Source organism: Tepidimonas fonticaldi, assembly GCF_001675355.1.
GTDB classification, from domain to species: domain Bacteria; phylum Pseudomonadota; class Gammaproteobacteria; order Burkholderiales; family Burkholderiaceae_C; genus Tepidimonas; species Tepidimonas fonticaldi.
Genome location: NZ_LZDH01000066.1, coordinates 1 through 21,483 on the forward strand (window position 1 = coordinate 1; position 21,483 = coordinate 21,483).

The following is a 21,483-nucleotide window of genomic DNA, read 5'->3' on the forward strand; positions in this document are numbered from 1 at the left end:
GATTTCATGCCACTGCCCCCGCCCCCCAGCCGCAAGGCCGATCGCGTCGATCTCAAAAAATCCCCCCGCGCCACTTCGGCCCAACCGCCCGAGCCCACGGCGGACACCGTTGCACCAGCCGTCGCGCCCTCACCCTCGCCCGCGGCCGCCAGCGCTGCCATTCCCGCCGCCTCGCCCCCATCGCGCAGCCGACGCACCGGGCAGCGCAAAGGCGCGGCCCCCGCCCCCGTGACCGAGGCGCCTGCGGCCGCCGCGCCGACCCCGGCCACCGCAGCGGCAAAGCCCACGCCGCGGCGCCGGTCCACGCACACCGGCCAAAAGCGCCTGTTCGTGCTCGACACCAACGTGCTGATGCACGACCCCAGTTGCCTGTTCCGCTTCGAGGAGCACGACATCTTCCTGCCGATGATCGTGCTGGAAGAGCTGGACAACAACAAAAAGGGCATGAGCGAGGTCGCGCGCAACGCGCGTCAAGCCAGCCGCACCCTCGACGCCCTGGCCGCCAGCGCCAACGGGGACATCCGCCAAGGACTCACCCTCGCCGCCCTGGGCAACGGCGAAGCCAGCGGCACCCTGTTCTTCCAGACCGAGCTGCTGCCGCATGCGCTGCCCGACGACCTGCCGCAGGGCAAGGCCGACAACCAAATCCTGTCGGTGGTGCAGGCCCTCAAGGCCCGCCACCCGGACCGCGACGTCGTGTTGGTGTCCAAGGACATCAACATGCGCATCAAGGCGCGCGCGCTGGGCCTGGCCGCCGAGGACTACGAAAACGACAAAACCCTCGACGACGCCGACATGCTCTACACGGGGGCGTTGGCGCTGCCGCCGGACTTCTGGACGCGACAGAACAAAACCGTGGAGAGCTGGCAGCAGGGCGGCCACACCTTCTACCGGATCGGCGGCGCCATCGTCGAGCAGTTGCTGCTCAACCAGTTTGTGTATTACGAGGCGCCGGGCGAGCCGCCGCTGTACGCCCGCGTCGTCGAGCTGCGCGGCAAGACCGCCGTGCTGCGCACGCTCAAGGACTACACGCACCTGAAGAACGCCGTCTGGGGCGTGGCCGCGCGCAACCGCGAGCAGAACTTTGCGCTCAACCTGCTGATGGACCCGGACATCGACTTCGTCACGCTGGCCGGCACCGCCGGCACCGGCAAGACGCTGATGGCGCTGGCCGCGGGCCTCACGCAGGTGCTGGACGAGCGCCGCTACGGCGAGATCATCATGACGCGCGCCACCGTCAGCGTCGGCGAGGACATCGGCTTCCTGCCCGGCACGGAGGAAGAGAAGATGGGCCCGTGGATGGGCGCGCTGGACGACAACCTGGAGTTCCTGGCCCAGGGCGCGCGCAACAGCGCCGGCGAATGGGGCCGCGCCGCCACCAACGACCTCATCCGCAGCCGCGTCAAGATCAAGAGCATGAACTTCATGCGCGGCCGAACCTTCCTGAACAAGTACGTCATCATCGACGAGGCGCAGAACCTCACGCCCAAGCAGATGAAGACGCTGATCACCCGCGCCGGCCCCGGCACCAAGCTGGTCTGCATGGGCAACCTGGCGCAGATCGACACCCCGTACCTGACCGAGGGCTCCTCCGGCCTGACCTACGTGGTGGACCGCTTCAAGGGCTGGCCGCACGGCGGCCACGTCACGCTGGCGCGCGGCGAGCGGTCACGGCTGGCGGATTTTGCGAGTGAGGTGTTGTGAAAGAGCAAAGGTCCGTGTCGCTCGAAAACAATCGTCCGGGATATGACATGTAGTGCAAACCAGGACGATCAGGCAGCCCCTCCTTCCACCACCGTCCGATCCGGCCCCGGCACGCGCCGGCGGGCCAGCAGCAGGTACATCGTCGGCACGACGAAGATGGTCAGCAGCGTGCCCACGCTCATGCCGCCGACGATGACCCAGCCGATCTGCTGGCGGCTCTCCGCCCCGGCGCCGGTGGCCAGGGCGAGCGGGATCGCGCCCAGCACCATCGCGCCGGTGGTCATCAGGATCGGGCGCAGGCGCAGCTCGGCGGCACGGCGCACCGCGGCCAGCGTCTCCAGGCCCTGCTGGCGCAGCTGGTTGGCGAATTCGACGATCAGGATGCCGTGCTTGGTGATCAGGCCCACCAGCGTGACCAGGCCAATCTGGCTGAAGACGTTGAGCGTGCCGCCGCTCCATTTGAGCGCCGCCAGCGCCCCGAGCATCGACAGCGGCACCGACAGCATGATGACGAAGGGGTCGAGGAAGCTTTCGAACTGCGCCGCCAGCACCAGGTAGATGAACAGCAGCGCCAGCACGAACACCAGCGCCAGCGCGCCGGAGGCGGCGCGGAATTCGCGGCTCTGGCCGTTGAGGTCGGTGGTGTAGCCCTCCGGCAGCACCTCGCGCGCGATCTGGTCCATCGTCGCCAGCGCCTCGCCGAGCCCGAAGTCCGGCGCCAGGTTGGCGGAGAGGGAAGCACTGCGCCGCTGCGCGAAGTGGTTCAGCTCGCGCGGCGCCACCACCTCCTGCACCTTGACCAGGGCCGACAGCGGCACCATCGCGTTGTTGCGCCCGCGCACGTAGAGCCGCTCGATGTCCTGCGGCACGCTGCGATCGCTGGCCGCGGTCTGCACGATGACGTCGTACTGCTCGCCCTCGCGCTTGTAGCGGCCGACCACGCGGCCGCCCAGCATCGTCTCCACCGTGCGCGCCACCGCGTCGACGCTGACGCCCAGCGCCGCGGCGCGCTCGCGGTCCACCTCCAGCCGCAGCTCGGGCTTGTTCATGCGCAGGTCGGTGTCCACCTGCAGGAAGCCCGGAACCTGCGCCATGCGGCGCTGGAACTCGCCGACCACGCGCGCCAGGTTGGCGTAGCTGTCGTTGGTGGTGATGACGTAATTGACCGGCCGCTCGCGAAAGCCCTGCCCCAGCGACGGCGGCGTGATCGGAAACGCCGTCACGCCCGGCAGGCCGGCGACCTTCGGCGCGATCTCGCGCGCCAGCTCCAGCGTCGAGCGCTGGCGCTCCTCCCACGGCTTGGCGCGGAAAAAGACGGTCGCCTGCGACACGGTGGGGTTGCCGACCAGCGCGAAGATGCGGTCGAACTCCTCGTACTGCGCGCCGATGCGCTCGATGGCGGCGGCGTAGCGCGAGGTGTAGGCGGCGGTGGCGCCGTCCGGCGCGTTGACGATGGTGAGGATGACGCCGCGGTCCTCCAGCGGCGCGAGTTCCTGCTTGGTGGTGCGCAGCAGCCAGACGCTTGCCGCCGCGCTGGCCAGCATCACCCCCACCACGGCCCAGCGCCAGCGCAGCGCCACCGCCAGCGCCGCGCCGTAGCCGCGAGTGAGCGCCTGCAGCGCTCGCTCCATCGTGCGGTCGAACCAGCCCGGCTGCGCCTGATGGCGCAGCAGCTTGGCGCACATCATCGGGGAGAGCGTCAGCGCCACGAACCCCGACACCAGCACCGCCCCGGCGAGCGCCAGCGCGAACTCCGCGAACAGCCGCCCGGTGCGCCCCGGCGTGAAGGCCAGCGGCGCGTACACCGCCGCCAGCGTCAGCGTCATCGCCACCACCGCGAACGCGATCTCGCGCGAGCCCTTGATCGCCGCGGCCAGCGGCGTCATGCCCTCCTCGATGTGGCGGTGGATGTTCTCCAGCACGACGATGGCGTCGTCCACCACCAGCCCGATGGCCAGCACCAGCGCCAGCAGCGTCAGCGTGTTGATGGTGAAGCCGAACAGCGCCATCAGCGCGAACGCCCCGATCAAGCTCACCGGAATCGTCACCAGCGGGATGATGGAGGCGCGCGCGCTGCGCAGGAACACCACGATGACCAGGGTCACCAGCACCACCGCCTCCAGGATCGTCGCGTAGACGGCCTTGATCGAGCGGTCGATGAACACCGAGTTGTCGTTGGCGACCTGCACGTCGATGCCGGGGGGCAGGTCGGCGCGCACCTTGTCCAGCAGCGCACGCACCGCGGCCGACATCTCCAGCGGGTTGGCCGTGGCCTGGCGGATGACGCCGAGCGACACGGTGTCGCGGCCGTTGAGGCGCACGAAGGAGCGCTCGTCGGCCGCGCCCTGCTCGACGCGCGCCACATCGCCGACGCGAATCGGCAGGCCACCCACTTCGCGGATCACCACCGCGCGGAACTGCTCCGGCGTCTGCAGGTCGGTGGCGGCGGTGACGTTGAATTCGCGCAGGCGGCTTTCGACGCGGCCGGCCGGCACCTCCAGATTGGCGCGACGCAGCGCGTCCTCCAGATCCTGCACCGTCAGGCCGTAGGCCGCCAGGCGATCCGGGTCCGGCCACAGCCGCATCGAGAAGCGCCGCTCGCCGAAGATGCGCACCTCGGCCACGCCGGTGGCGGTCTGCAGCACCGGCTTGGCGATGCGGTTGGCCAGATCCGTCAGCTCCAGCGGGCTGTAGCGATCGGACGACAGCGCGATCCAGATGACCGGAAAGGCATCCGCCTCCACCTTGGCCACCACCGGCTCGTCCACCGTCTGCGGCAAGCGGCCGCGCACGCGCGCGACCTTGTCGCGCACCTCGGCGGCGGCGGCGTCGGGGTCGCGCTCCAGCCGGAAGCGCACCGTGATCTGGCTCTGCTCCGGCCGGCTGATCGAGGTGATGACGTCCACCCCCTCGATGCCGGCCAGCGAATCCTCCAGCGGCTTGGTGACGGTGGATTCGATCACCTCGCTGGAGGCGCCGGCCAGCCGCGTGGTGACGGTGACGACCGGCTCGTCGATCTTCGGGTACTCGCGCACCGCGAGCTGCTGGAACGAGACCCAGCCGACCAGCACGATCAGCAGCGACAGCACGGTGGCGAACACCGGGCGGCGAATGGCGATTTCGGGCAACTGCATGGGGCCGCTCCTCGCGCCGCGTCAGGCGCTAGGCCGCGCGGGGGCGCCGCCGCCGGGCTGACCAGCGCCGGGTTTGCCGCCGCCTGAGGCCCCCGCCGGCCCGCCCGGCCCGGGGCGGTTCGGGTCGACGACGCGCACCGGCGTGCCGTCGCGCTGCAGGCGCTGCTGGCCGGCGATGACGATGGTGTCACCGGCCTGCAGGCCTTGGGTGACCTGTACCTGGCCGTCACGGCGCAGTCCCAGCCGCACGGCGACGCGCTCGACCTCCGGCGGAGCTTCCCCTGCCGCCGGGCGCAGCCGCCAGACGAAGAACTGCTGCCCCTGCGGCACGATGGCCTCCTCCGGCACCAGCAGCGCCGCGTCGTCGCGGCCCAGCTCCAGCGCCACGCGCACGAACATGCCGGGCTGCAGGCCGTGGCGGCCGCCGTCCAGCGCCGCGCGCACCACCAGCGCCCGCCCGTCGGCGTCCAGCGCCGGGTCGATGGCGACGATGCGCGCCGGCACCGTCTGCCCGGGGCGCGCGTCCACCTGCAGCCGCAGCGGCTGGCCGACGCGCACGCGCGGCTGCAGCCGCTCGGGCAGGCGAAAGTCCACCACCAGCTGCGACAGATCCTCCAGATGCACGAGCTCCGCGCCGTCCTTGACGTACTCGCCGACGTGCACGGCGCGGATGCCGGCCACGCCGTCGAACGGCGCCACGATGCGCATGCGGGCCAGCCGCGCCTGCGCCAGGTCCACCTGCGCCTGGGCCACCTGCACGGCGGCGCGGCTTTCGTCCAGCACACGCTGCGCGACGAAGCCCTGTGCCACCAGCTCCTCGTGGCGGCGCAGGTTGGCCTGCTGCACCGTCAGCTGCGCCTGCGCCTGGGCCAGCTCTGCGCGTTGCAGCGCATCGTCCAACTGCACCAGCAGCTGCCCCTTGCGCACCGGGGCACCGTCACCAAAACCAATCGCGACGATGCGCCCGGCCACCTCCGGCCGCACGACGACGCGCTGGCGCGCCATCAACGTGCCCACGGCCTGCGACTCCTCCACGATCGGGGCGGTCTCGACCGGCGCCACTTCCACCGCCGGCGGGCCACCGCGGCCGGGGCCGCCCGGTCCCGCCGCGCTGGGACTTCCCGAGCGTCCACCGGGCGCCCCGCCCGACGGGGCCGCCGCCGGACTGCCCGGCGCACCAGTGGCGGCCACGGCGGAAGCAGGCCCTGGGTCAGCGCCCGCCGGCGCCGGCCGCTGCCACCACCAGGCGCCCGCGGCCAAGGCGATCAATGCGGCCCCCGCCAGCGATGCCACCGGTCTGTTGCCTAAAGCCATGCCGTGTTCCCGTCGTGGTCGTCAATGGACATGCACTGTAGCGGAAGCGCGTTTCCGCCGTGTAAACGCGTGGGACGGCCCCGCCGCGGATTAGCGCCCGGGGACGCCGCGGTTGGCCAGCGCGTCGGCACGCTCGTTACCGGGGTCGCCGCTGTGGCCGCGCACCCAGTGCCAGTGGACCTCGTGGCCGCGGCCGTGCACCAGTTCGTCCAGCCGGCGCCACAGGTCGTCGTTTTTGACCGGTTTGCGCTCGGCGGTCTTCCAGCCGCGCGCCTTCCACCCGGGCAGCCATTCGGTGATGCCCTTGCGCACATATTCGCTGTCCAGGTACAGGTGCACGCGGCACGGGCGCTTGAGCGCCGCCAGCGCCTCGATCACCGCGGTCAGCTCCATGCGGTTGTTGGTGGTCTGCGGCTCACCGCCCCAGAGTTCTTTTTCGGCCTGGCCCGCGCGCAGCAGCGCGCCCCAGCCGCCGGGCCCGGGGTTGCCCTTGCAGGCCCCGTCGGTGTAGATGGTGACGTCGGTCATGGTCGGGAGGGGTCGCCGTCGCGGCGCGCCACGACGGCCGGGGCGGCGGCGGCGCGCGTCGGCCGCCACGCCGGCCCGAGCAGATGCATGCCGCGCACGCGCTTGACGGCAACGATGAAATACACGGCACCCAACGGTGCCCAGGCCCACGGGCCCCAGCGGTCCATCCAGGCCCAGCGCTGCAGCCAGCGTTCGCTGCGCACGGTGGGGCGGTAGCAGCCGTAGGCCAGCTGCTCGACTTCCAGGCTCAGCAGCCGCAGCCAGTCCTGCAGCCGCCACGGCCCGATGAAGGCGCCGGCCTCTGGCAGGTACAGCCGCGCCAGCCGCGTCCGCCCAAGGCCGATGCGCGCCATCCAGTGCGCGCGGTGTTGGCGCAGCCCCCACCAACTGGCGGGGTTGAGGCCGGTGATGACCACCCGCCCGTTGGGCACGAGCACACGCTCCACCTCGCGCAAGACGGCATGCGGATCGGCGCTCAGCTCCAGCGTGTGGGGCAGCAGCACCAAATCCAGGCTGGCGGCAGGAAACGGCAGCGCCGCCGCATGGCTCACAAGGTCCACCCGCCGCCCTAGAGGGGTGAGCGCGAGGGGCAATGCGGCGTTGGACGTGCCCGGTGAATCAGGCGCATGAGGCGAGCCTGGCACCTCGGGCAGGGCCAGCCAGCGGTGCGGCATGCGGTTGCCCGCCAGGGCATCGAGTTGGGGCAACCCCAACTGCAGGGCGTGGTAGCCAAAGGCGTCGGCGACGGCTTCGGCAAACCGCGTCCGCTCCCAGTCCAGCAAATACCGGCCCGGCGGGGTCTGGAACCACGCGGCCAGCTCCCACCCCAGGGTGGAGGGGGCCCGTGCGGGGGCGTCGGTGGATGGGGCGCCGTGCAGCGGTCCGCTCACGATCGGGGGCGATCAATCCGGGGCCACATCCACCGCAGCGGGTGCTGGGGCCTCGCCCAGGACGGTGGCGCGCACCATTTCGCGCATCAGGCGCTTTTCCGGGAAGCTCAGGTTGCGGCCCAGCTCGCGCCGGATCTGCATCAGGATGCGCCGGTCGGTCTCCGGCGGCACGCCGTGCTGGCTGCGCATGGCATCGGCCAAATCCAAGCGGTCGTCTTCCGGCTCGTCGGCCCACCAGTCCTGGATGATGCGGCCGACCTGCGCGCGCCATTGCTCGTCGGGTTCGGCCTGCGCATCGGCGGGCGGTGCCCCCGCGCCGTCCGGCTCGTCACCCTCGGGTTGGCCGGCGCGCTGGGCATAGTAACCGGCGCCCGGCGTGGTCAGCGAGTCCCACGCCCCCACTGGCACGGCCACGCGCCGGTCGGCCTGCATCAGCAGGCGGGCCCAGCTCGGGTCGTCGGCGGCCAGCCGGCTAAAGTCGTGCACCGCGTCGTCGGCCACCAACACCACGCGCGCGCCACGCGCCTGGGCCTCGTCGATGTAGGGGATCAACCGCTCGTCGTCGCTGGCCACGAGCAGCCAGGCGGCCCCGTGGCGGGCCAGTTGGATCAACTCCTGGCCCAGGGCGCGGACCAAGCTCAGGCCGCCATCCGTGGCATGCGGCGGCACCAGGCGCAGCACCACATCGTCGTACAGATCGGTCGGCGCGGCATCGGTGTAGAGCACCGTGCGCAGCAGCGGGGATTCGGCCCCGGCCAATCGCGCCAGATGGGCCAGCACCGCCGCCAACGGGGCGCGCTGGATGGCCGTGCGCGGATTGCCGGTGACCTGCGAGGCCAGCCACGCCAGATAACGTTCGTCGACCAGCGCGACGACGGATCCGCCCCCCGACTGGGGCTGCGCGCCCGCGCTGCTATGACGGCCAGAGGAACGTTTGTTGAGGTGAAATTTGGTTTTCATAAACGGGGATACTCCGGCTAAAGGCCGGGGGCGGCCAGGGCTGCCCCAAAGTCGATGCGGTAAGAAGGTGTCCGTGCCCACATTGTGCCGCAAGCGCGCGGACCGTCACGGCGTGCCCGTGGCAGCCGGCCCCAACACCCAGTCCAGCCGGCGCCGGGCGCGCGTGGCGGCTTCGGTGTCACCGGCGGCCTCGGCCAATCGCGCCTGCACGCCCAGCCACACCGCGAGTGGCCGCCGCCACCCCTGCTGCGATGCGGTGTCGACCATCAGCGACACGCCCGCGGCATCCAGACGGCCTGCCTGCCAGACCACCCCGCCGGCCACCAGCCGCGCCAGGGGATCGTCGATGGCCGCGAGCAGCCGCGCCAGCTCGGCCGGCGTGGCACCGGCTTCCAGCGCGCGGGCAATGGCTTGATGCGGGCCGGGCAGGTCGCTGGCCGTCGGACGGGCGGGGGATACGCCCCCCTCGCCCGCCTGCGCGAGCCCCAGGTAGGCGGCATACGCCCGTTCTTGGGGGCCGGCATCGGCCAGATAGGGCTGGGCCGCCGCGCAGGCATCGCGCGTCAAGGCGGCCTGCTCCACGGCACAGCGCGCCAGCGCGACACGCGCCAGCACGTCGGCCCGACCGGCGCTGGCCGCGGCCTCGTGCGCGGTGCGCCACTGCTGTTGGGCCGCGCGGCTGCGGCCGGTGAGCGTGGAAGTCACCGCCTGCTCGACGGCACGGCTGGCCTCGATGCGCCAGACCGGCACGGCTGGCGCGGCGCATCCGGACAGGACTGCCGCCACGGCGGCCAAGGCCACCATTGAGGCGATCCGAAACGCCATGGATGCCGCCGCGGACACCCCCTCGGACGACCGCTCGGCCCCGCCTCCCCATGAGAACCTCCCGTGTCGGCTCATGGCAGCTTCACCTCGGCGTCGCGGCTGAAGGGCCAACGGCGCTGGATGTCGAGGATCATGCCGTCGACGCGGCGCAGCGTCGCTTCCACTTCGACGCGCAGGGCGTCGAGGTCCTGCGTCGCGGACCGGGTGTTGACCGCGATGCCATGCACCTCCGCCAGCACGCCGTCCACCCGCTGCAGGGTCGCGCGCAGGCCAACCAGCAGGTCACGGGCCTCGCGTGCGCTGGCCTGCACATCGTCGGCCAGCCCTTGCGCGCCAAACACGCGCTGGTCGGTGCGCTGGACCAGCGCATCGGCACGGTCGGCCACGCCCTGCAGGCGCTGCAGCAGGCGGCGCACATCGTCCAGCGCGGCCGTGACGCGCGTCCGGTCGGCCTCGTTGCCCATGAGCACACCGAGCACGCCGTCGCGCCCGTTGGCCTTTTGCAGGAGCTGGCGCACCTCGCGCAGGCTGGCGTTGAGCGGGGCGTCAGGGTCGGTCATGGCCTTGAGCTGCTCCAGCAGCTCGCGCGCGGCGTTGACCATGCGCGGCAAATCCGCCAGCGCGTCGCCGCGCAGCACCTGGCGCTGGGCACCATCGGGCAGCAGCGGCCCCTCCAACACGCCGGTGTAGGCGCGCAAGCGGGTGCCGCCGACCAAGCCCCGCTCCATGGTGAAGACGCTGCTTTCGCGCAGCCAGTGGGCGTCGCGCCGCGCCACATCCACCAGGATGCGGGCGTAGCCGTCCCCGCCCAGCTCGATGCGCCGCACACGCCCGATGGGAAAACCGGAAAACGTCAAATCCATACCGACGCTCACCCCTTCGGCGTCGTCGGCCACCAGCACCAGGGTCTGCGTAGGCTCGAACACCCCACGGGCGTACAGCAGATAGGCGGCCGAGGCGACCAGCAGCCCGGCCAGCAGCACCAGCAGCCAGCGGGCGCGGCGCTCCACACCGGACGCACTGGCCTCGGCAGCCTCGGGGGGAAGATCGGACGCGTTGCGCATGCCTCAATAGTAGTTGCCAATGAGGGACGCGAGTTCCACGAGCAGCAGCACCGCCGCGGTGCGCACCAGGGCCCGGAGCTCGCCCTGCGGTACGGGCTCGAAGGCGGCGGCCATCGGCACGAGCGAGACGGCCAGCGCACACCCCAGGGTCTTGAGGGCAAAGATCAATGTGACTGCCGGGTCGAAGATCTGCCCCACGGCACGCGTATAGCTCCCCAGCGCCCACGGGGTGAAGCCGTACAGATTGAGATACGCGAGAACCAGCGCCAGCACGCAGCTCAGTGCCACCAGCAACAGCGTCGCGAACACCCCGGCCAACACGCGGGGCAGCGCCAGTTCGCGCATGGGGTCGCCACCCGCCCGGCGCACGTCGTCGAAAGCGCCCTCGTCACGCAGCCGCTGCAGGGCCAGGCCGTGCCCCAGGGTGACCCGCAGCAGCACGAACAACGCGGCGGTCAGCGGGATCAGCTCCAGCACCAGCACGCGCACCACCATCTCGACCGCGTACTGGGTGAGCCCATAGCCGATGGCGGTGACGACGACGATGCGTATCAGCACCTGCCCGAACAGGGCGGACAGCACCGCGTACCACCAGACGGCCGGGACGGCGGCGGCCACGAGCTGCTCGGCCAGTGCCCGCCAGCGCGCGCCGCGGTAGCTGGAGCGCATGCAGGCCCATGCCAACACCCGCCCCGTCAGCCGCAACAACGCCCCCCAGTGCCCCCAGGCATCGCCCCAGACCTGACCCCAAACCCGGGGCCAGACGTGCCCGACCCCGCGCTCGGTGCGCGGTCGGTCTGGTGGGGGCGGGGGTGGCGCAGCCATGACCGCATGTTAGTCCAGCAGCGCCCAGTCGATGTGCTCACGCACCAGGGGCGGCGTGGCCGGGTCGTCGCGCGCCGTGGCCAGCGCCGCCGCCAGCGCCGCCTGCGCCGCCCCGTCACCGCGCGCGCGGGCCGCTGCCCGCGCATTGCCCAGGGCCACGGCGAGGTTGCGCCGCCAGCGCTCGTAACCGATGCGGCGGATGGCGCTGCCCTCGGTGTGGCGCAAAAAATCCGCCTCGCTCCACGCCCACAGGTCCAGCAGGCGCGGCGCGGCCAGCGCCTCGCGCGCGTCGAAGTCGGGCAGCGGGCTGCGGCGGGCGTATTTGTTCCACGGGCACACGAGCTGGCAGTCGTCGCACCCGTAGATGCGATTGCCCAGCGCGCGGCGCAGGGGCACGGGGATCGGGCCGTCGTGTTCGATGGTCAGATACGAGATGCACCGCCGCGCATCCAAGCGGTAGGGCGCGGCGATGGCCCCGGTCGGACAGACGTCCAGACAGGCGCGGCAACGCCCGCAGTGCGCAGCCACCGGCGGCGTGGGGGGGAGCGCTCGGTCGATGAAAATCTCGCCCAGAAAAAACATCGAACCCGCGTCGCGGTGCAGCGCCAGCGTGTGTTTGCCGCGCCAACCCAGGCCGCTGCGCGAGGCCAGCTCCACCTCGAGGACGGGGGCGGAGTCGGTGAAGGGGCGCAGCACGGGTCGCGCGTCGCCACCCGCGGGGCCGGCCAGCTCGGCCTCGATGCGCTGCGCGAGCTGCTGCAGCCGCCGGCGCAGCACCTTGTGATAGTCCCGCCCGCGGGCGTAGAGCGAAACCGTCGCCGCGTCCGGATCGGCCAGGCGCGCCCATTCGCGATCGCGCCAATCGGGCGGCGCCCCCCGGGGCAGATAGTCCATGCGTGCGGTGATGACGCTCAGCGTCCCTGGCACCAGCTCGGCCGGCCGGGCGCGGCGCAGGCCGTGCCGCGCCATGTAGGCCATGCCCCCGTGAAAGCCGGCCGCCAGCCACGCCTGCAGGCCGGGCTCGGCGCTCGAGAGGTCCACGCCGCTGACGCCGATCTGGGAAAATCCCAAGGCATGCGCCCACCCCCGGATGCGCTCGACCAGCCCCTCGCCCGAGGCCCCCGCGGGCTCGGATGGTAAATCGGGCTGCGGGCCCAAAGCGGGTGGCGGCTGCATGCCGCGCCATTGTAGAAAGTCCATGCCCTCGACCCCACCGCATCCGTCCCTTGCCCCCATGTCCGCTTGGGTTGCCACCAGCGAAGACGAAACCGCCCGGCTGGCCCAGCGGCTGGCCGCGGCCATGCGTGCCGATCCGTCGCTGGCCGACGCCCTGCTGACCCTGCGCGGCGATCTGGGCGCCGGCAAAACCACCTTCGTGCGGCACCTGCTGCGCGCGCTGGGGGTGACGGGGCGCATCAAAAGCCCGACGTATGCGCTGGTGGAGCCCTACGACTTGCCAGCACCGGCGGGTGGCCCCACGATGCCGCCCGCCTGGCATGCGGACCTGTACCGCTTCGACGACCCCCGGGAGTGGGAGGACGCCGGTCTGCGGGAACTGTTCGCATCCCCCGGGCTCAAGCTCGTCGAATGGCCCGAGAAGGCCGGATCGCTGCTGCCCATGCCCGACCTCGACCTGCTGTTCCACCACGACGGGGACGACACCCGCCGCATCGTCCCCACCGCGCACACGCCGCGCGGGTTGGCCCTGCTGGCGGCCCTGTCATGACGACGGGGCCGAACCCCCACCGCCGCGCCGCGCTACGGTGGTTGCGCGCACTGGCGCTGCTGGCGGGCGGCGCCGGGGCCTGGCCGGTCTGGGCCGCGCGGGTGGTGGGCGTGCGCGTGTGGCCCGCGCGGGATTACACGCGCGTCACCATCGAATCGGACACCGCACTGCAGATCACGCCGGTGTATGTGGCCGACCCTCCCCGGCTGGCCGTGGACATCCGCGGGGCGGATCTGCTGCCCAGCCTGCAGGAGCTGGTGCAGCGGGTGCAGCCGGACGATCCGTTCGTGGCCCGGGTGCGGGTCGGCCTGTTCACGCCGGACACGGTGCGGCTGGTCATCGACCTCAAACAACCGATCGGCCCGCAGGTCTTTCAGCTCGACCCCGTGGCCGCCTATCAGCACCGCCTGGTGTTGGACCTATACCCCCTGGCGCCGCCCGATCCGCTGGAGGAACTGATTGCGCGACACGTGGGCCGCGGCTCCGACAGCCCACCGCCGCCAGCCGCGGATCCGATCGCCGAGTTGATCGCCCGGCGCGAGCAGCGCGAGATGGCCCCACCCCCTGCCCCGCCCGCGCGCACCGCGGCGGCTGGCGCACCCGCCCCGGCATCGCCCCCTGCACCGACATCGGCCCCAGCCCCCGCCCCGCCGACCGCGGCCGCCCCCGCGACCCGGCGGCCGACGACCGAGCGGCTGATCGTGGTCGCCCTCGACCCCGGCCACGGGGGTGAAGACCCGGGCGCTATCGGCCCCAACGGCACGCGCGAGAAGGACGTGGTGCTGGCCATCGCGCACCGGCTGCGCGACCGGCTCGATGGCACGCGCATCAACGGCAACCCGGTGCGCGTGTTCATGACGCGCGACGACGATTACTTCGTGCCCCTGCATGTGCGGGTGCAAAAGGCGCAACGGGTGCAGGCGGACCTGTTCGTCAGCATCCATGCGGACGCCTTTTTCTCCCCGCGACCGCGCGGCGCCAGCGTTTACGCCCTGAGCGACCGCGGGGCCTCCAGCGCGGCGGCACGCTGGCTGGCCAACCGCGAGAATGCGGCCGACCGCATCGGGGGGCTGCCCGTCTCGGTCAAGGACGCGACGGTGCAGCGAACCCTGCTGGACATGAGCATGACGGCGCAGATCAACGACAGCCTCCAGCTCGGCGGGACGCTGCTGCGCGAGATCGACCGCGTCGGCGATCTGCACAAGCCGCGGGTGGAACAGGCGGGCTTTGCCGTGCTGCGGGCGCCGGACATCCCCAGCGTGCTCGTCGAGACCGCCTTCATCAGCAACCCGGAGGAGGAGCGCCGACTGCGCGATCCGGACTTCCAGGCCCGCATGGCCGAAGCGCTGGAGCGCGGCATCCGGCGCTATTTCGAGCGCAACCCGCCGCTGGCGCGCAACCGCGCCGCCTAGAATGGCCGGGTGAACGCGCTGCCGTCCCTTGCCCCCTCCACGCCCCAGCGCCGGGCCATCCGCCCGCTGCCCGATGAGCTGATCAGCCAGATCGCCGCCGGCGAGGTGGTGGAGCGCCCGGCCTCCGTGGTGCGCGAGCTGGTGGACAACGCGCTGGATGCGGGCGCGCGCCAGATCACCGTGCGGCTGGCCGCGGGGGGCGTGCGGCTGATCGCCGTGGAGGACGACGGCTGCGGTATCCCGCGCGACGAACTGCCTGCCGCCCTGCAGCGGCACGCCACCAGCAAGATCCGCGACTTGACCGAGCTGGAGTCGGTCCTGACCATGGGCTTTCGGGGCGAGGCGCTGGCGGCCATCGCCTCCATCGCCGAGGTGACCCTGCTGTCGCGCCCCGCGGACGACCCCAGCGGCCATGCTTGGAGCCTGGACGCGCGCAGCGGCGAGCTGCGGCCCGCCGCCCGTCCCCCGGGCACCACGGTGGAGGTGCGCGAGCTGTTCTACGCCACCCCGGCGCGGCGCAAATTTCTCAAAAGCGATGCCACCGAACTGGCGCACTGCATCGAGGCCGTGCGCCGCCACGCGCTGGCGCGGCCGGACGTGGGCTTTGCCATCTGGCACGACGGCCGGCTGGTGCAGCAATGGCGCGCCTGCAACGACCTGGACGCCACGCTGGCCTGGCAGCGGCGCATCGCCGACGCGCTGGGGGGCGACTTCGTCGCCGAGAGTCTGCCCGTGGACAGCAGCGCCGGCCCGCTGCGCCTGCAGGGGTGGGTGGGGCTGCCCGACGCGGCCCGTGCCCGCACCGACCGCCAGTTTGCCTACGTCAACGGGCGCTTCGTGCGCGACAAGGTCATCACGCACGCGGTGCGCAGCGCCTACGAGGATGTGTTGCACGGGCAGCGCCAGCCGGCCTATGTGCTGTTCCTGACCCTCGATCCGCGCGCGGTGGATGTGAATGTGCACCCGACCAAGATCGAAGTGCGCTTTCGCGACAGCGGCGCGGTACACCAAGCGGTGCAAAGGGCGGTGGAGGCGGTGCTGGCCGCCCCGCGCAGCACCGGGCGCACACCAATGCCCATTGAGGACGCCGGCGCCCCGCCCGAGGCCGTGACCCCATCCCGCGGAGGGCCGGCCGCCGCGGCCCCCGACGCCCCGCGACCGCCATCCGTTTGGGACACCACCCGCTACCAGCGCGCGGCCGCCCTGGACTGGCGCGCGCATGAGCCGCAGGCGTGGCCCCGGCTGCCGGGATGGCCCGATCCGCCCGTCCCCGCTGCCCCTACATCCCCGCCTGCCCCCACGTCAGGCGAGCCGACGTTGGACCGCTCGCAGGACTGGCCGCTGGGCCGCGCACTGGCCCAGCTGCACGGCATCTACATCCTGGCGGAAAACGCGCAGGGTCTGGTGCTGGTGGACATGCACGCCGCCCACGAGCGCATCGTCTACGAGCGGCTGAAAGCGCAGTTCGACCGGCTGGGCGAATCGACCATGCCCTGCCAGCCGCTGCTCGTGCCGGCGACATTTGCCGCCACCCCGCTGGAGGTGGCGACGGCCGAGCGCTGCGCCGACGTGCTGCAAGCCCTGGGCCTGGAGGTGGTGCCGTTTTCGCCGCAAACGCTGGCGGTGCGGGCCGTGCCGGCGCTGCTGGCCCAGGCCGACGCCGTGGCGCTGGCCCGCGCGGTGCTGGCAGAGTTGGACCAACACGGCGGCAGCCGCGTGCTGGAGCGGGCCCGCAACGAGCTGCTTGCCACCCTGGCCTGCCACGGCGCGGTGCGCGCCAACCGCCGCCTGACGCTGGACGAGATGAACGCCTTGCTGCGCCAGATGGAAGCCACGGAACGCAGCGACCAGTGCAACCACGGTCGCCCCACTTGGCGCCAGCTCAGTCTGCGGGAGCTCGACGCGCTGTTTCTGCGCGGGCGGTGACGGGCGGCTTGTTGTTACCATCCATAACCATGCAGACCGCCCCCGCCCGTGCCGAGATGACCCCTGGGTGGGTCGTCGTCTTTCTGTCCCTGCTGCTGGGCATCCAGCCATTGGCGACGGACCTGTATCTGCCCGCCCTGCCAGCGATTACGGCGGCCTTTGCCGCGCCCATGTCGCAGGTGCAGGCCACGCTGACCGCGCTGTTGCTGTCCTTTGGTGCCGCGCAACTGGTGTGGGGGCCAGTGTCGGACCGCTTCGGGCGGCGCCCGGTGCTGCTGGCGGGCCTCGGCGCGTATGTGCTGGCCTCGATCGGCAATGCGCTGGCGGCCAACATCGAGCAGCTCATCCTCTGGCGCATCGTGCAAGGCGCGGCGATGGGGGCGTCGGTGATGGGCGCACGCGCCATCGTGCGCGATCTGTATGCCCCGGCGGACGGTGCGCGCATGATGTCCAAGGGCCTGAGCGGGCTGGGGCTGTTCGCCTGCATCAGCGGCCCGCTGGGCGGCTGGCTGACCGAGCACTATGGCTGGCGCGTCACGCTGGCGGCATTGGCCGTGTTTTCGGCCGTGGCCCTGGCCCTGGTGGTGCTGCGCTTTCGCGAGACGCTGCCCGCGCCCAACCCGCAGGCCCTGCAACCGCGCGAGATGCTGCGCATCTGGGGCCGCATCGCGCGCCACCCGACCTTCTGGGCCTGGGCGCTGCTGGCCGCGACCTCCTATGGCGGGCTGTTCACGTTTTTGGCGACGTCGTCCTTCGTCTTCATCACCGTGCTTGGCTTGAGCAAGACGCACTACGGCCTGCTGATGCTGTCGATGTCGATGGTGTACATCACCGGAACCGTGGTGTGCCGGCGCCTCATCCCCCGTCTGGGGGTGCGCCGCACGGTGGCGGTGGCGGCCGGCTTCACCCTCACTGGGGGCACGCTGTGCGGTGTGCTGGCGCTGCTGGGCCTGCACACCACATGGGCCATCATGGGGCCGTATTACCTGTTCATCCTGGCGCACGGGGTGCACCAGCCTTGCGGGCAGAGCGGCGCGGTATCGCCCTTTCCGCAGGCGGCGGGGGCGGCGTCGGCGCTGTCCGGCTTCGTCATGATGCTGACCGCATTCGGCATGGGCACCTGGCTGGGCACGCGCATGTCCACCGGGGCGGAGACGGGGGTCTATCCGCTGACCAACGGTCTGTGGTTTTGGGCCGTGGTCATCGCCGCCGTGGCGTGGACCCTGGTGCAGCGCCACGGCGAGGTGCGCTCCGCCCCCATGCCGGCGCCGGGGCCGACGCGATAATCGCGCCCCATGCAGCCCGATCACAGCCCCCCGGCGTGCGGCTGGTTGGCGATCGCCGGGCCCACGGCCAGCGGCAAGACCGCACTGGCCCTGGCCATCGCCGCGTGCTGGCCGGTGGAGATCATCAGCGTCGATTCGGCCCTGGTCTACCGCGGCATGGACATCGGCACCGCCAAACCCACCGCGGCCGAGCGGGCCGCGGCGCCGCACCACCTGATCGACATCCGCGACCCGCGCGAGGCCTACAGCGCGGCCGAGTTCGTACGCGATGCGCGCCGGTTGGTGGCCGAGATCCGGGCCCGCGGGCGCTGGCCGCTGCTGGTCGGCGGCACGATGCTGTACTTCAAGGCGCTGTTCGACGGGCTGGACGACTTGCCGCCGGCGCATCCGGCGCTGCGTGCCGCCATCGAAGCCGACGCGCGCCTGCGCGGCTGGCCCGCGCTGCACGCCGAGCTGGCCCGCGTGGACCCGGTAACCGCGGCGCGCCTGCCGCCGACCGACGCCCAGCGCATCGGTCGGGCGCTGGAGGTGTGGCGCGCCACGGGGCAGCCGCTGTCGGCGCTGCAGCGCCGCTGGACCCAGCCCGCGGATGACAAGGCCCCGAACCCGCTGCACATCGATGGCGTGCCCGGGCGGCTGCTGTCGCTGGAGCCCGGCGAGCGGGCCTGGCTGCACCGGCGCATCGACGCGCGCTTTGCCGCCATGCTGGCCGAGGGTCTGGTGGACGAAGTCCGGCGCCTGCGCGCGCGGGGCGATCTGGGCCCCGAACTGCCCTCGATGCGCTGCGTCGGCTACCGCCAGGCGTGGGAGGCCCTGGACGCCGCCGCGGCCCATGGCCACGAGGCGCTGGACGCGCAAGCGCAACGAGCGCTGTGGGAGCGCGGCTGCGCGGCCACCCGGCAGTTGGCCAAGCGCCAGCTCACCTGGCTGCGCTCGATCCCCCAGCGCGAGGTGATCGCCATCGACACCCTGGACGACCCCGTGCCGGCCGTGCTGGCAAAGGTCCGCTCGGCGTGGGGGAATGAGGGCAGCGCCCCATCCCCAGCCACGACCGTCTGACGGGCAGAGCGGATGGCGGCGCGCTCAGACGCCGGCGCACAGCCGCGCGCGGGCCTGCGCGTACTCGCGCTTGAGGCGCGCGACCACTTCGGCCGCCGGCCGCACCGCATCCACGACGCCGATGCCCTGTCCGCAGCCCCAGATGTCCTTCCACGCCTTCTTGGCGCCGTCGCCAAAGTTCATCTTGCTCGGGTCGCTCTCGGGCAAGTGGTCCGGGTCGAGACCCGCAGCGCGGATGGACGGCTTGAGGTAATTGCCGTGCACGCCAGTAAACAGGTTGCTGTAGACGATGTCGTCCGAGTTGCACTCGACGATGCACTGCTTGTAGGCGTCGCTCGCGCGTGCCTCGTCGGTGGCGATGAACAGCGAGCCGATGTAGGCGAAGTCCGCCCCCATCGCCTGCGCCGCCAGCACCGCCGACCCCGTGGCCATCGAGCCCGACAGCGCCAGCGGTCCGTCGAACCACTGGCGGATTTCCTGGATGAGGGCGAACGGGCTCTTGGTGCCGGCGTGGCCGCCCGCGCCGGCCGCCACGGCGATCAGGCCATCGGCCCCTTTGTCGATGGCCTTGTGCGCAAAGGTGTTGTTGATGATGTCGTGCAGCACCACGCCGCCCCAGCCGTGCACGGCCTGGTTGACGTCCTCGCGCGCGCCCAGGCTGGTGATCACGATGGGCACCTTGTACTTCTCGCACAGCGCCATGTCGTGCTCGAGCCGGTCGTTGCTCTTGTGCACGATCTGGTTGATCGCAAAGGGCGCGGCCGGCTGCTCCGGATGCGCGGCGTTGTGAGCCGCCAGCGTCTCGGTGATCTCGGCCAGCCATTCGTCGAGCTGCGAAGCGGGCCGCGCATTGAGCGCGGGCATCGCCCCGACGATGCCGGCCTTGCACTGCTCGATGACGAGCTTGGGGTTGCTGATGATGAACAGCGGCGAGCCGATCACGGGGAACGGCACGCGCTGCAACACGGCGGGCAGTCGTGACATGGGTCCGTCTCCTCAGAATGCGTCGAGCGCCATGTCGGCGATGGGGGTGTGGCCGGCCACGATGCCGTCGCGCCAGCCGCCGCAGCGGGTCAGGATGTGGTCGGCGTAGAAGCGCACGGTGGCGATCTTGGCACGCATGAACGCTTCGTCACGACCGGCGGCCAGCTCCCGCTCGGCGGCGAGCAGCGCGCGCGCCATCTGCCAGCCCGCCATCAGGTTGCCAGCCAACATCAGGTACGGCACGCTGCCGGCATAGGCGGCCACCGGGTCGGCCTTGGCCTGCGCGGCGATGAAGCGAACCACCTCCTCGTACGCCAGCCGCGCGGCCTGCAGGCGCACTTGCACGGCGCGCGCCGCCTCGGTGCCGCTGGCGGCCAGCGCGGCCTCCGTGGCCTGGACCTGGGCGGCAATGGCCAGTGCCGTCGCCCCGCCATCGCGCGCGGTCTTGCGCCCGACCAGGTCGTTGGCCTGGATGGCCGTCGTGCCTTCGTAGATGGTCAAGATCTTGGCATCGCGGTAGTACTGAGCCGCGCCGGTTTCCTCCACAAAGCCCATGCCGCCGTGCACCTGCACGCCCAGGCTCGTGACCTCGTGGCTGATCTCGGTGCTGTAGCCCTTGACCAACGGCACCATGAATTCGTAGAAGGCCTGGTTCTGGCGCCGCGTGGCCTCGTCCGGGTGGTGGTGGGCGGCGTCGTAGGCGGCGGCGGCCACCGCGGCCATGGCGCGGCAGCCTTCGGTCAGCGCGCGCATCGTCATCAGCATGCGGCGCACGTCCGGATGGTGAATGATCGGCGCCGCACCCGCCACGCTGCCATCGACCGGGCGGCTCTGGATGCGATCGCGCGCGTACTGCACGGCCTTCTGATAGGCGCGCTCGGACACGGCAATCCCCTGCACCCCCACGGCGTAGCGGGCGGCGTTCATCATGATGAACATGTACTCGAGGCCGCGGTTTTCTTCACCGACCAGGTAGCCGATGGCGCCGCCGTGGTCGCCGTACTGCAGCACGCAGGTGGGGCTGGCCTTGATGCCCAGCTTGTGCTCGATGCTGACGCAGTGCACGTCGTTGCGCGCGCCCAGCGAGCCGTCCGGGTTGACGAGGAACTTCGGCACGATGAACAGGCTGATGCCCTTGACGCCTTCGGGCGCCCCTTGCACGCGGGCCAGCACCAGGTGCACGATGTTCTCGGCCATGTCGTGCTCGCCGTAGGTGATGAAGATCTTGGTGCCGAAGATCTTGTAGGTGCCGTCCGGCTGCGGCTCGGCGCGCGTGCGCACCAGCGACAGGTCGCTGCCGGCCTGCGGCTCGGTCAGGTTCATGGTGCCGGTCCAGCGCCCCTCGATCATCGGCGGGATGTAGGTGGCCTTTTGCGCGTCGCTGCCGGCCGTCAGCAGCGCCTCGATGGCGCCGTCGGTCAGCAGCGGGCACAGGGCAAAGCTGAGGTTGGCGGCGTTGAGGATCTCGCCACAGGCCGCCCCGATCGTCTTGGGCAGGCCCTGGCCGCCGAACTCGGCGGGGTGCTGCAGCCCCTGCCAGCCGCCTTCGGCGTATTGGCGAAAGGCTTCGGCAAAACCGGGGGTGGTGCGCACCTGACCATCCTCGAACCAGGACGGGTTCTTGTCGCCTTCCCAGTTCAGGGGGGAGATGACTTCCTCGTTCAGGCGCGCGCATTCTTCCAATACGGCCTGGGCGGTCTCCAGGTTGGCTTCCTCGAAACCGGGCATCTGCGCGATCTGGTCCAACTGCGCCAGGTGCTCCATCGCAAAGAGCATGTCCTTGACGGGGGCCTTGAAGGTCATGGGGTGGCTCCTAGGGCAAAAAAAGGGCATCCCTCGGATGCCC

General features: G+C 71.7%; 17 protein-coding genes. 6 read left to right on the top strand and 11 right to left on the bottom strand.

All coding sequences use genetic code 11. From position 1 onward, the window contains the following. Positions 1-6: 6 nt before the first annotated feature. Complete coding sequence (locus A9O67_RS12170) at positions 7-1,704, top strand: PhoH family protein (RefSeq protein WP_068610818.1); 1,698 nt, start codon at positions 7-9, stop codon at positions 1,702-1,704. A gap of 68 nt (positions 1,705-1,772) precedes the next feature. On the opposite strand, the gene A9O67_RS12175 is transcribed toward A9O67_RS12170, so the two are convergent. From A9O67_RS12175 to queG, 9 genes are all read right to left on the bottom strand, one after another. Next, positions 1,773-4,838: an efflux RND transporter permease subunit gene (locus A9O67_RS12175; RefSeq protein ID WP_068610724.1), complete on the bottom strand. Its 3,066-nt coding sequence runs from the start codon at positions 4,836-4,838 to the stop codon at positions 1,773-1,775. Between the two features lie 21 nt (positions 4,839-4,859). Then, positions 4,860-5,906 carry an efflux RND transporter periplasmic adaptor subunit gene (locus A9O67_RS12180; RefSeq protein WP_068610726.1) on the bottom strand — a complete coding sequence of 349 codons (1,047 nt, stop codon included), beginning with the start codon at positions 5,904-5,906 and terminating at the stop codon, positions 4,860-4,862. 336 nt (positions 5,907-6,242) lie between these two features. After that, complete coding sequence (rnhA, locus tag A9O67_RS12185; RefSeq protein ID WP_068610729.1) at positions 6,243-6,680, bottom strand: ribonuclease HI; 438 nt, start codon at positions 6,678-6,680, stop codon at positions 6,243-6,245. Further along, positions 6,677-7,498: a class I SAM-dependent methyltransferase gene (locus A9O67_RS12190; protein ID WP_068610819.1), complete on the bottom strand. Its 822-nt coding sequence runs from the start codon at positions 7,496-7,498 to the stop codon at positions 6,677-6,679. Before A9O67_RS12190 ends, rnhA begins: the two co-directional genes overlap by 4 nt. 84 nt (positions 7,499-7,582) lie before the next feature. Further along, positions 7,583-8,530, bottom strand: a complete 948-nt coding sequence (locus A9O67_RS12195) for a hypothetical protein (RefSeq protein WP_082955570.1) — start codon at positions 8,528-8,530, stop codon at positions 7,583-7,585. Positions 8,531-8,635: 105 nt separating this feature from the next. Further along, the gene (locus tag A9O67_RS12200; RefSeq protein ID WP_082955571.1) at positions 8,636-9,334 is read right to left on the bottom strand and encodes a hypothetical protein; all 699 of its coding nucleotides are present in this window, start codon (positions 9,332-9,334) and stop codon (positions 8,636-8,638) included. 92 nt (positions 9,335-9,426) lie between these two features. After that, the gene (locus A9O67_RS12205; RefSeq protein ID WP_068610733.1) at positions 9,427-10,419 is read right to left on the bottom strand and encodes an MlaD family protein; all 993 of its coding nucleotides are present in this window, start codon (positions 10,417-10,419) and stop codon (positions 9,427-9,429) included. Positions 10,420-10,422: 3 nt separating this feature from the next. Further along, complete coding sequence (locus tag A9O67_RS12210; protein ID WP_082955572.1) at positions 10,423-11,244, bottom strand: MlaE family ABC transporter permease; 822 nt, start codon at positions 11,242-11,244, stop codon at positions 10,423-10,425. A gap of 9 nt (positions 11,245-11,253) precedes the next feature. Further along, positions 11,254-12,444 carry a tRNA epoxyqueuosine(34) reductase QueG gene (gene queG / locus A9O67_RS12215; RefSeq protein WP_231960346.1) on the bottom strand — a complete coding sequence of 397 codons (1,191 nt, stop codon included), beginning with the start codon at positions 12,442-12,444 and terminating at the stop codon, positions 11,254-11,256. Positions 12,445-12,478: 34 nt separating this feature from the next. On the opposite strand from queG, the gene tsaE reads away from it, so the two are divergent. Genes tsaE through miaA form a run of 5 tightly spaced genes read left to right on the top strand, consistent with a single transcriptional unit; the run spans position 12,479 to position 18,653 of the window. Next, positions 12,479-12,970 carry a tRNA (adenosine(37)-N6)-threonylcarbamoyltransferase complex ATPase subunit type 1 TsaE gene (gene tsaE, locus A9O67_RS12220; protein ID WP_231960347.1) on the top strand — a complete coding sequence of 164 codons (492 nt, stop codon included), beginning with the start codon at positions 12,479-12,481 and terminating at the stop codon, positions 12,968-12,970. Next, the gene (locus A9O67_RS12225) at positions 12,967-14,382 is read left to right on the top strand and encodes an N-acetylmuramoyl-L-alanine amidase (protein WP_068610737.1); all 1,416 of its coding nucleotides are present in this window, start codon (positions 12,967-12,969) and stop codon (positions 14,380-14,382) included. Before tsaE ends, A9O67_RS12225 begins: the two co-directional genes overlap by 4 nt. 9 nt (positions 14,383-14,391) lie before the next feature. Then, complete coding sequence (mutL, locus tag A9O67_RS12230) at positions 14,392-16,308, top strand: DNA mismatch repair endonuclease MutL (RefSeq protein WP_068610739.1); 1,917 nt, start codon at positions 14,392-14,394, stop codon at positions 16,306-16,308. A 29-nt stretch (positions 16,309-16,337) separates the two neighbouring features. Next, on the top strand, positions 16,338-17,594 hold the full coding sequence (locus A9O67_RS12235; protein WP_068610741.1) for a multidrug effflux MFS transporter: 1,257 nt from the start codon (positions 16,338-16,340) through the stop codon (positions 17,592-17,594). Between the two features lie 9 nt (positions 17,595-17,603). Continuing rightward, positions 17,604-18,653 carry a tRNA (adenosine(37)-N6)-dimethylallyltransferase MiaA gene (gene miaA / locus A9O67_RS12240; protein WP_068610743.1) on the top strand — a complete coding sequence of 350 codons (1,050 nt, stop codon included), beginning with the start codon at positions 17,604-17,606 and terminating at the stop codon, positions 18,651-18,653. Positions 18,654-18,677: 24 nt separating this feature from the next. Here miaA and A9O67_RS12245 read toward each other — a convergent pair whose 3' ends face one another. Beyond that, positions 18,678-19,637, bottom strand: a complete 960-nt coding sequence (locus A9O67_RS12245) for an NAD(P)H-dependent flavin oxidoreductase (RefSeq protein WP_068610745.1) — start codon at positions 19,635-19,637, stop codon at positions 18,678-18,680. Between the two features lie 12 nt (positions 19,638-19,649). Further along, positions 19,650-21,440, bottom strand: a complete 1,791-nt coding sequence (locus A9O67_RS12250; RefSeq protein ID WP_068610747.1) for an acyl-CoA dehydrogenase — start codon at positions 21,438-21,440, stop codon at positions 19,650-19,652. Positions 21,441-21,483 lie beyond the last annotated feature (43 nt).

Excerpts from the sequence above, each read along its gene's own strand:
- A9O67_RS12170 (WP_068610818.1), top strand. The coding sequence starts at position 7 with ATGCCACTGCCCCCGCCCCCCAGCCGCAAGGCCGATCGCGTCGATCTC.
- A9O67_RS12175 (WP_068610724.1), bottom strand. The coding sequence starts at position 4,838 with ATGCAGTTGCCCGAAATCGCCATTCGCCGCCCGGTGTTCGCCACCGTG.
- rnhA (WP_068610729.1), bottom strand. The coding sequence starts at position 6,680 with ATGACCGACGTCACCATCTACACCGACGGGGCCTGCAAGGGCAACCCC.
- A9O67_RS12195 (WP_082955570.1), bottom strand. The coding sequence starts at position 8,530 with ATGAAAACCAAATTTCACCTCAACAAACGTTCCTCTGGCCGTCATAGC.
- A9O67_RS12200 (WP_082955571.1), bottom strand. The coding sequence starts at position 9,334 with ATGGTGGCCTTGGCCGCCGTGGCGGCAGTCCTGTCCGGATGCGCCGCG.
- A9O67_RS12205 (WP_068610733.1), bottom strand. The coding sequence starts at position 10,419 with ATGCGCAACGCGTCCGATCTTCCCCCCGAGGCTGCCGAGGCCAGTGCG.
- A9O67_RS12210 (WP_082955572.1), bottom strand. The coding sequence starts at position 11,244 with ATGGCTGCGCCACCCCCGCCCCCACCAGACCGACCGCGCACCGAGCGC.
- queG (WP_231960346.1), bottom strand. The coding sequence starts at position 12,444 with ATGGACTTTCTACAATGGCGCGGCATGCAGCCGCCACCCGCTTTGGGC.
- tsaE (WP_231960347.1), top strand. The coding sequence starts at position 12,479 with ATGTCCGCTTGGGTTGCCACCAGCGAAGACGAAACCGCCCGGCTGGCC.
- A9O67_RS12225 (WP_068610737.1), top strand. The coding sequence starts at position 12,967 with ATGACGACGGGGCCGAACCCCCACCGCCGCGCCGCGCTACGGTGGTTG.
- A9O67_RS12235 (WP_068610741.1), top strand. The coding sequence starts at position 16,338 with ATGCAGACCGCCCCCGCCCGTGCCGAGATGACCCCTGGGTGGGTCGTC.
- miaA (WP_068610743.1), top strand. The coding sequence starts at position 17,604 with ATGCAGCCCGATCACAGCCCCCCGGCGTGCGGCTGGTTGGCGATCGCC.
- A9O67_RS12245 (WP_068610745.1), bottom strand. The coding sequence starts at position 19,637 with ATGTCACGACTGCCCGCCGTGTTGCAGCGCGTGCCGTTCCCCGTGATC.
- A9O67_RS12250 (WP_068610747.1), bottom strand. The coding sequence starts at position 21,440 with ATGACCTTCAAGGCCCCCGTCAAGGACATGCTCTTTGCGATGGAGCAC.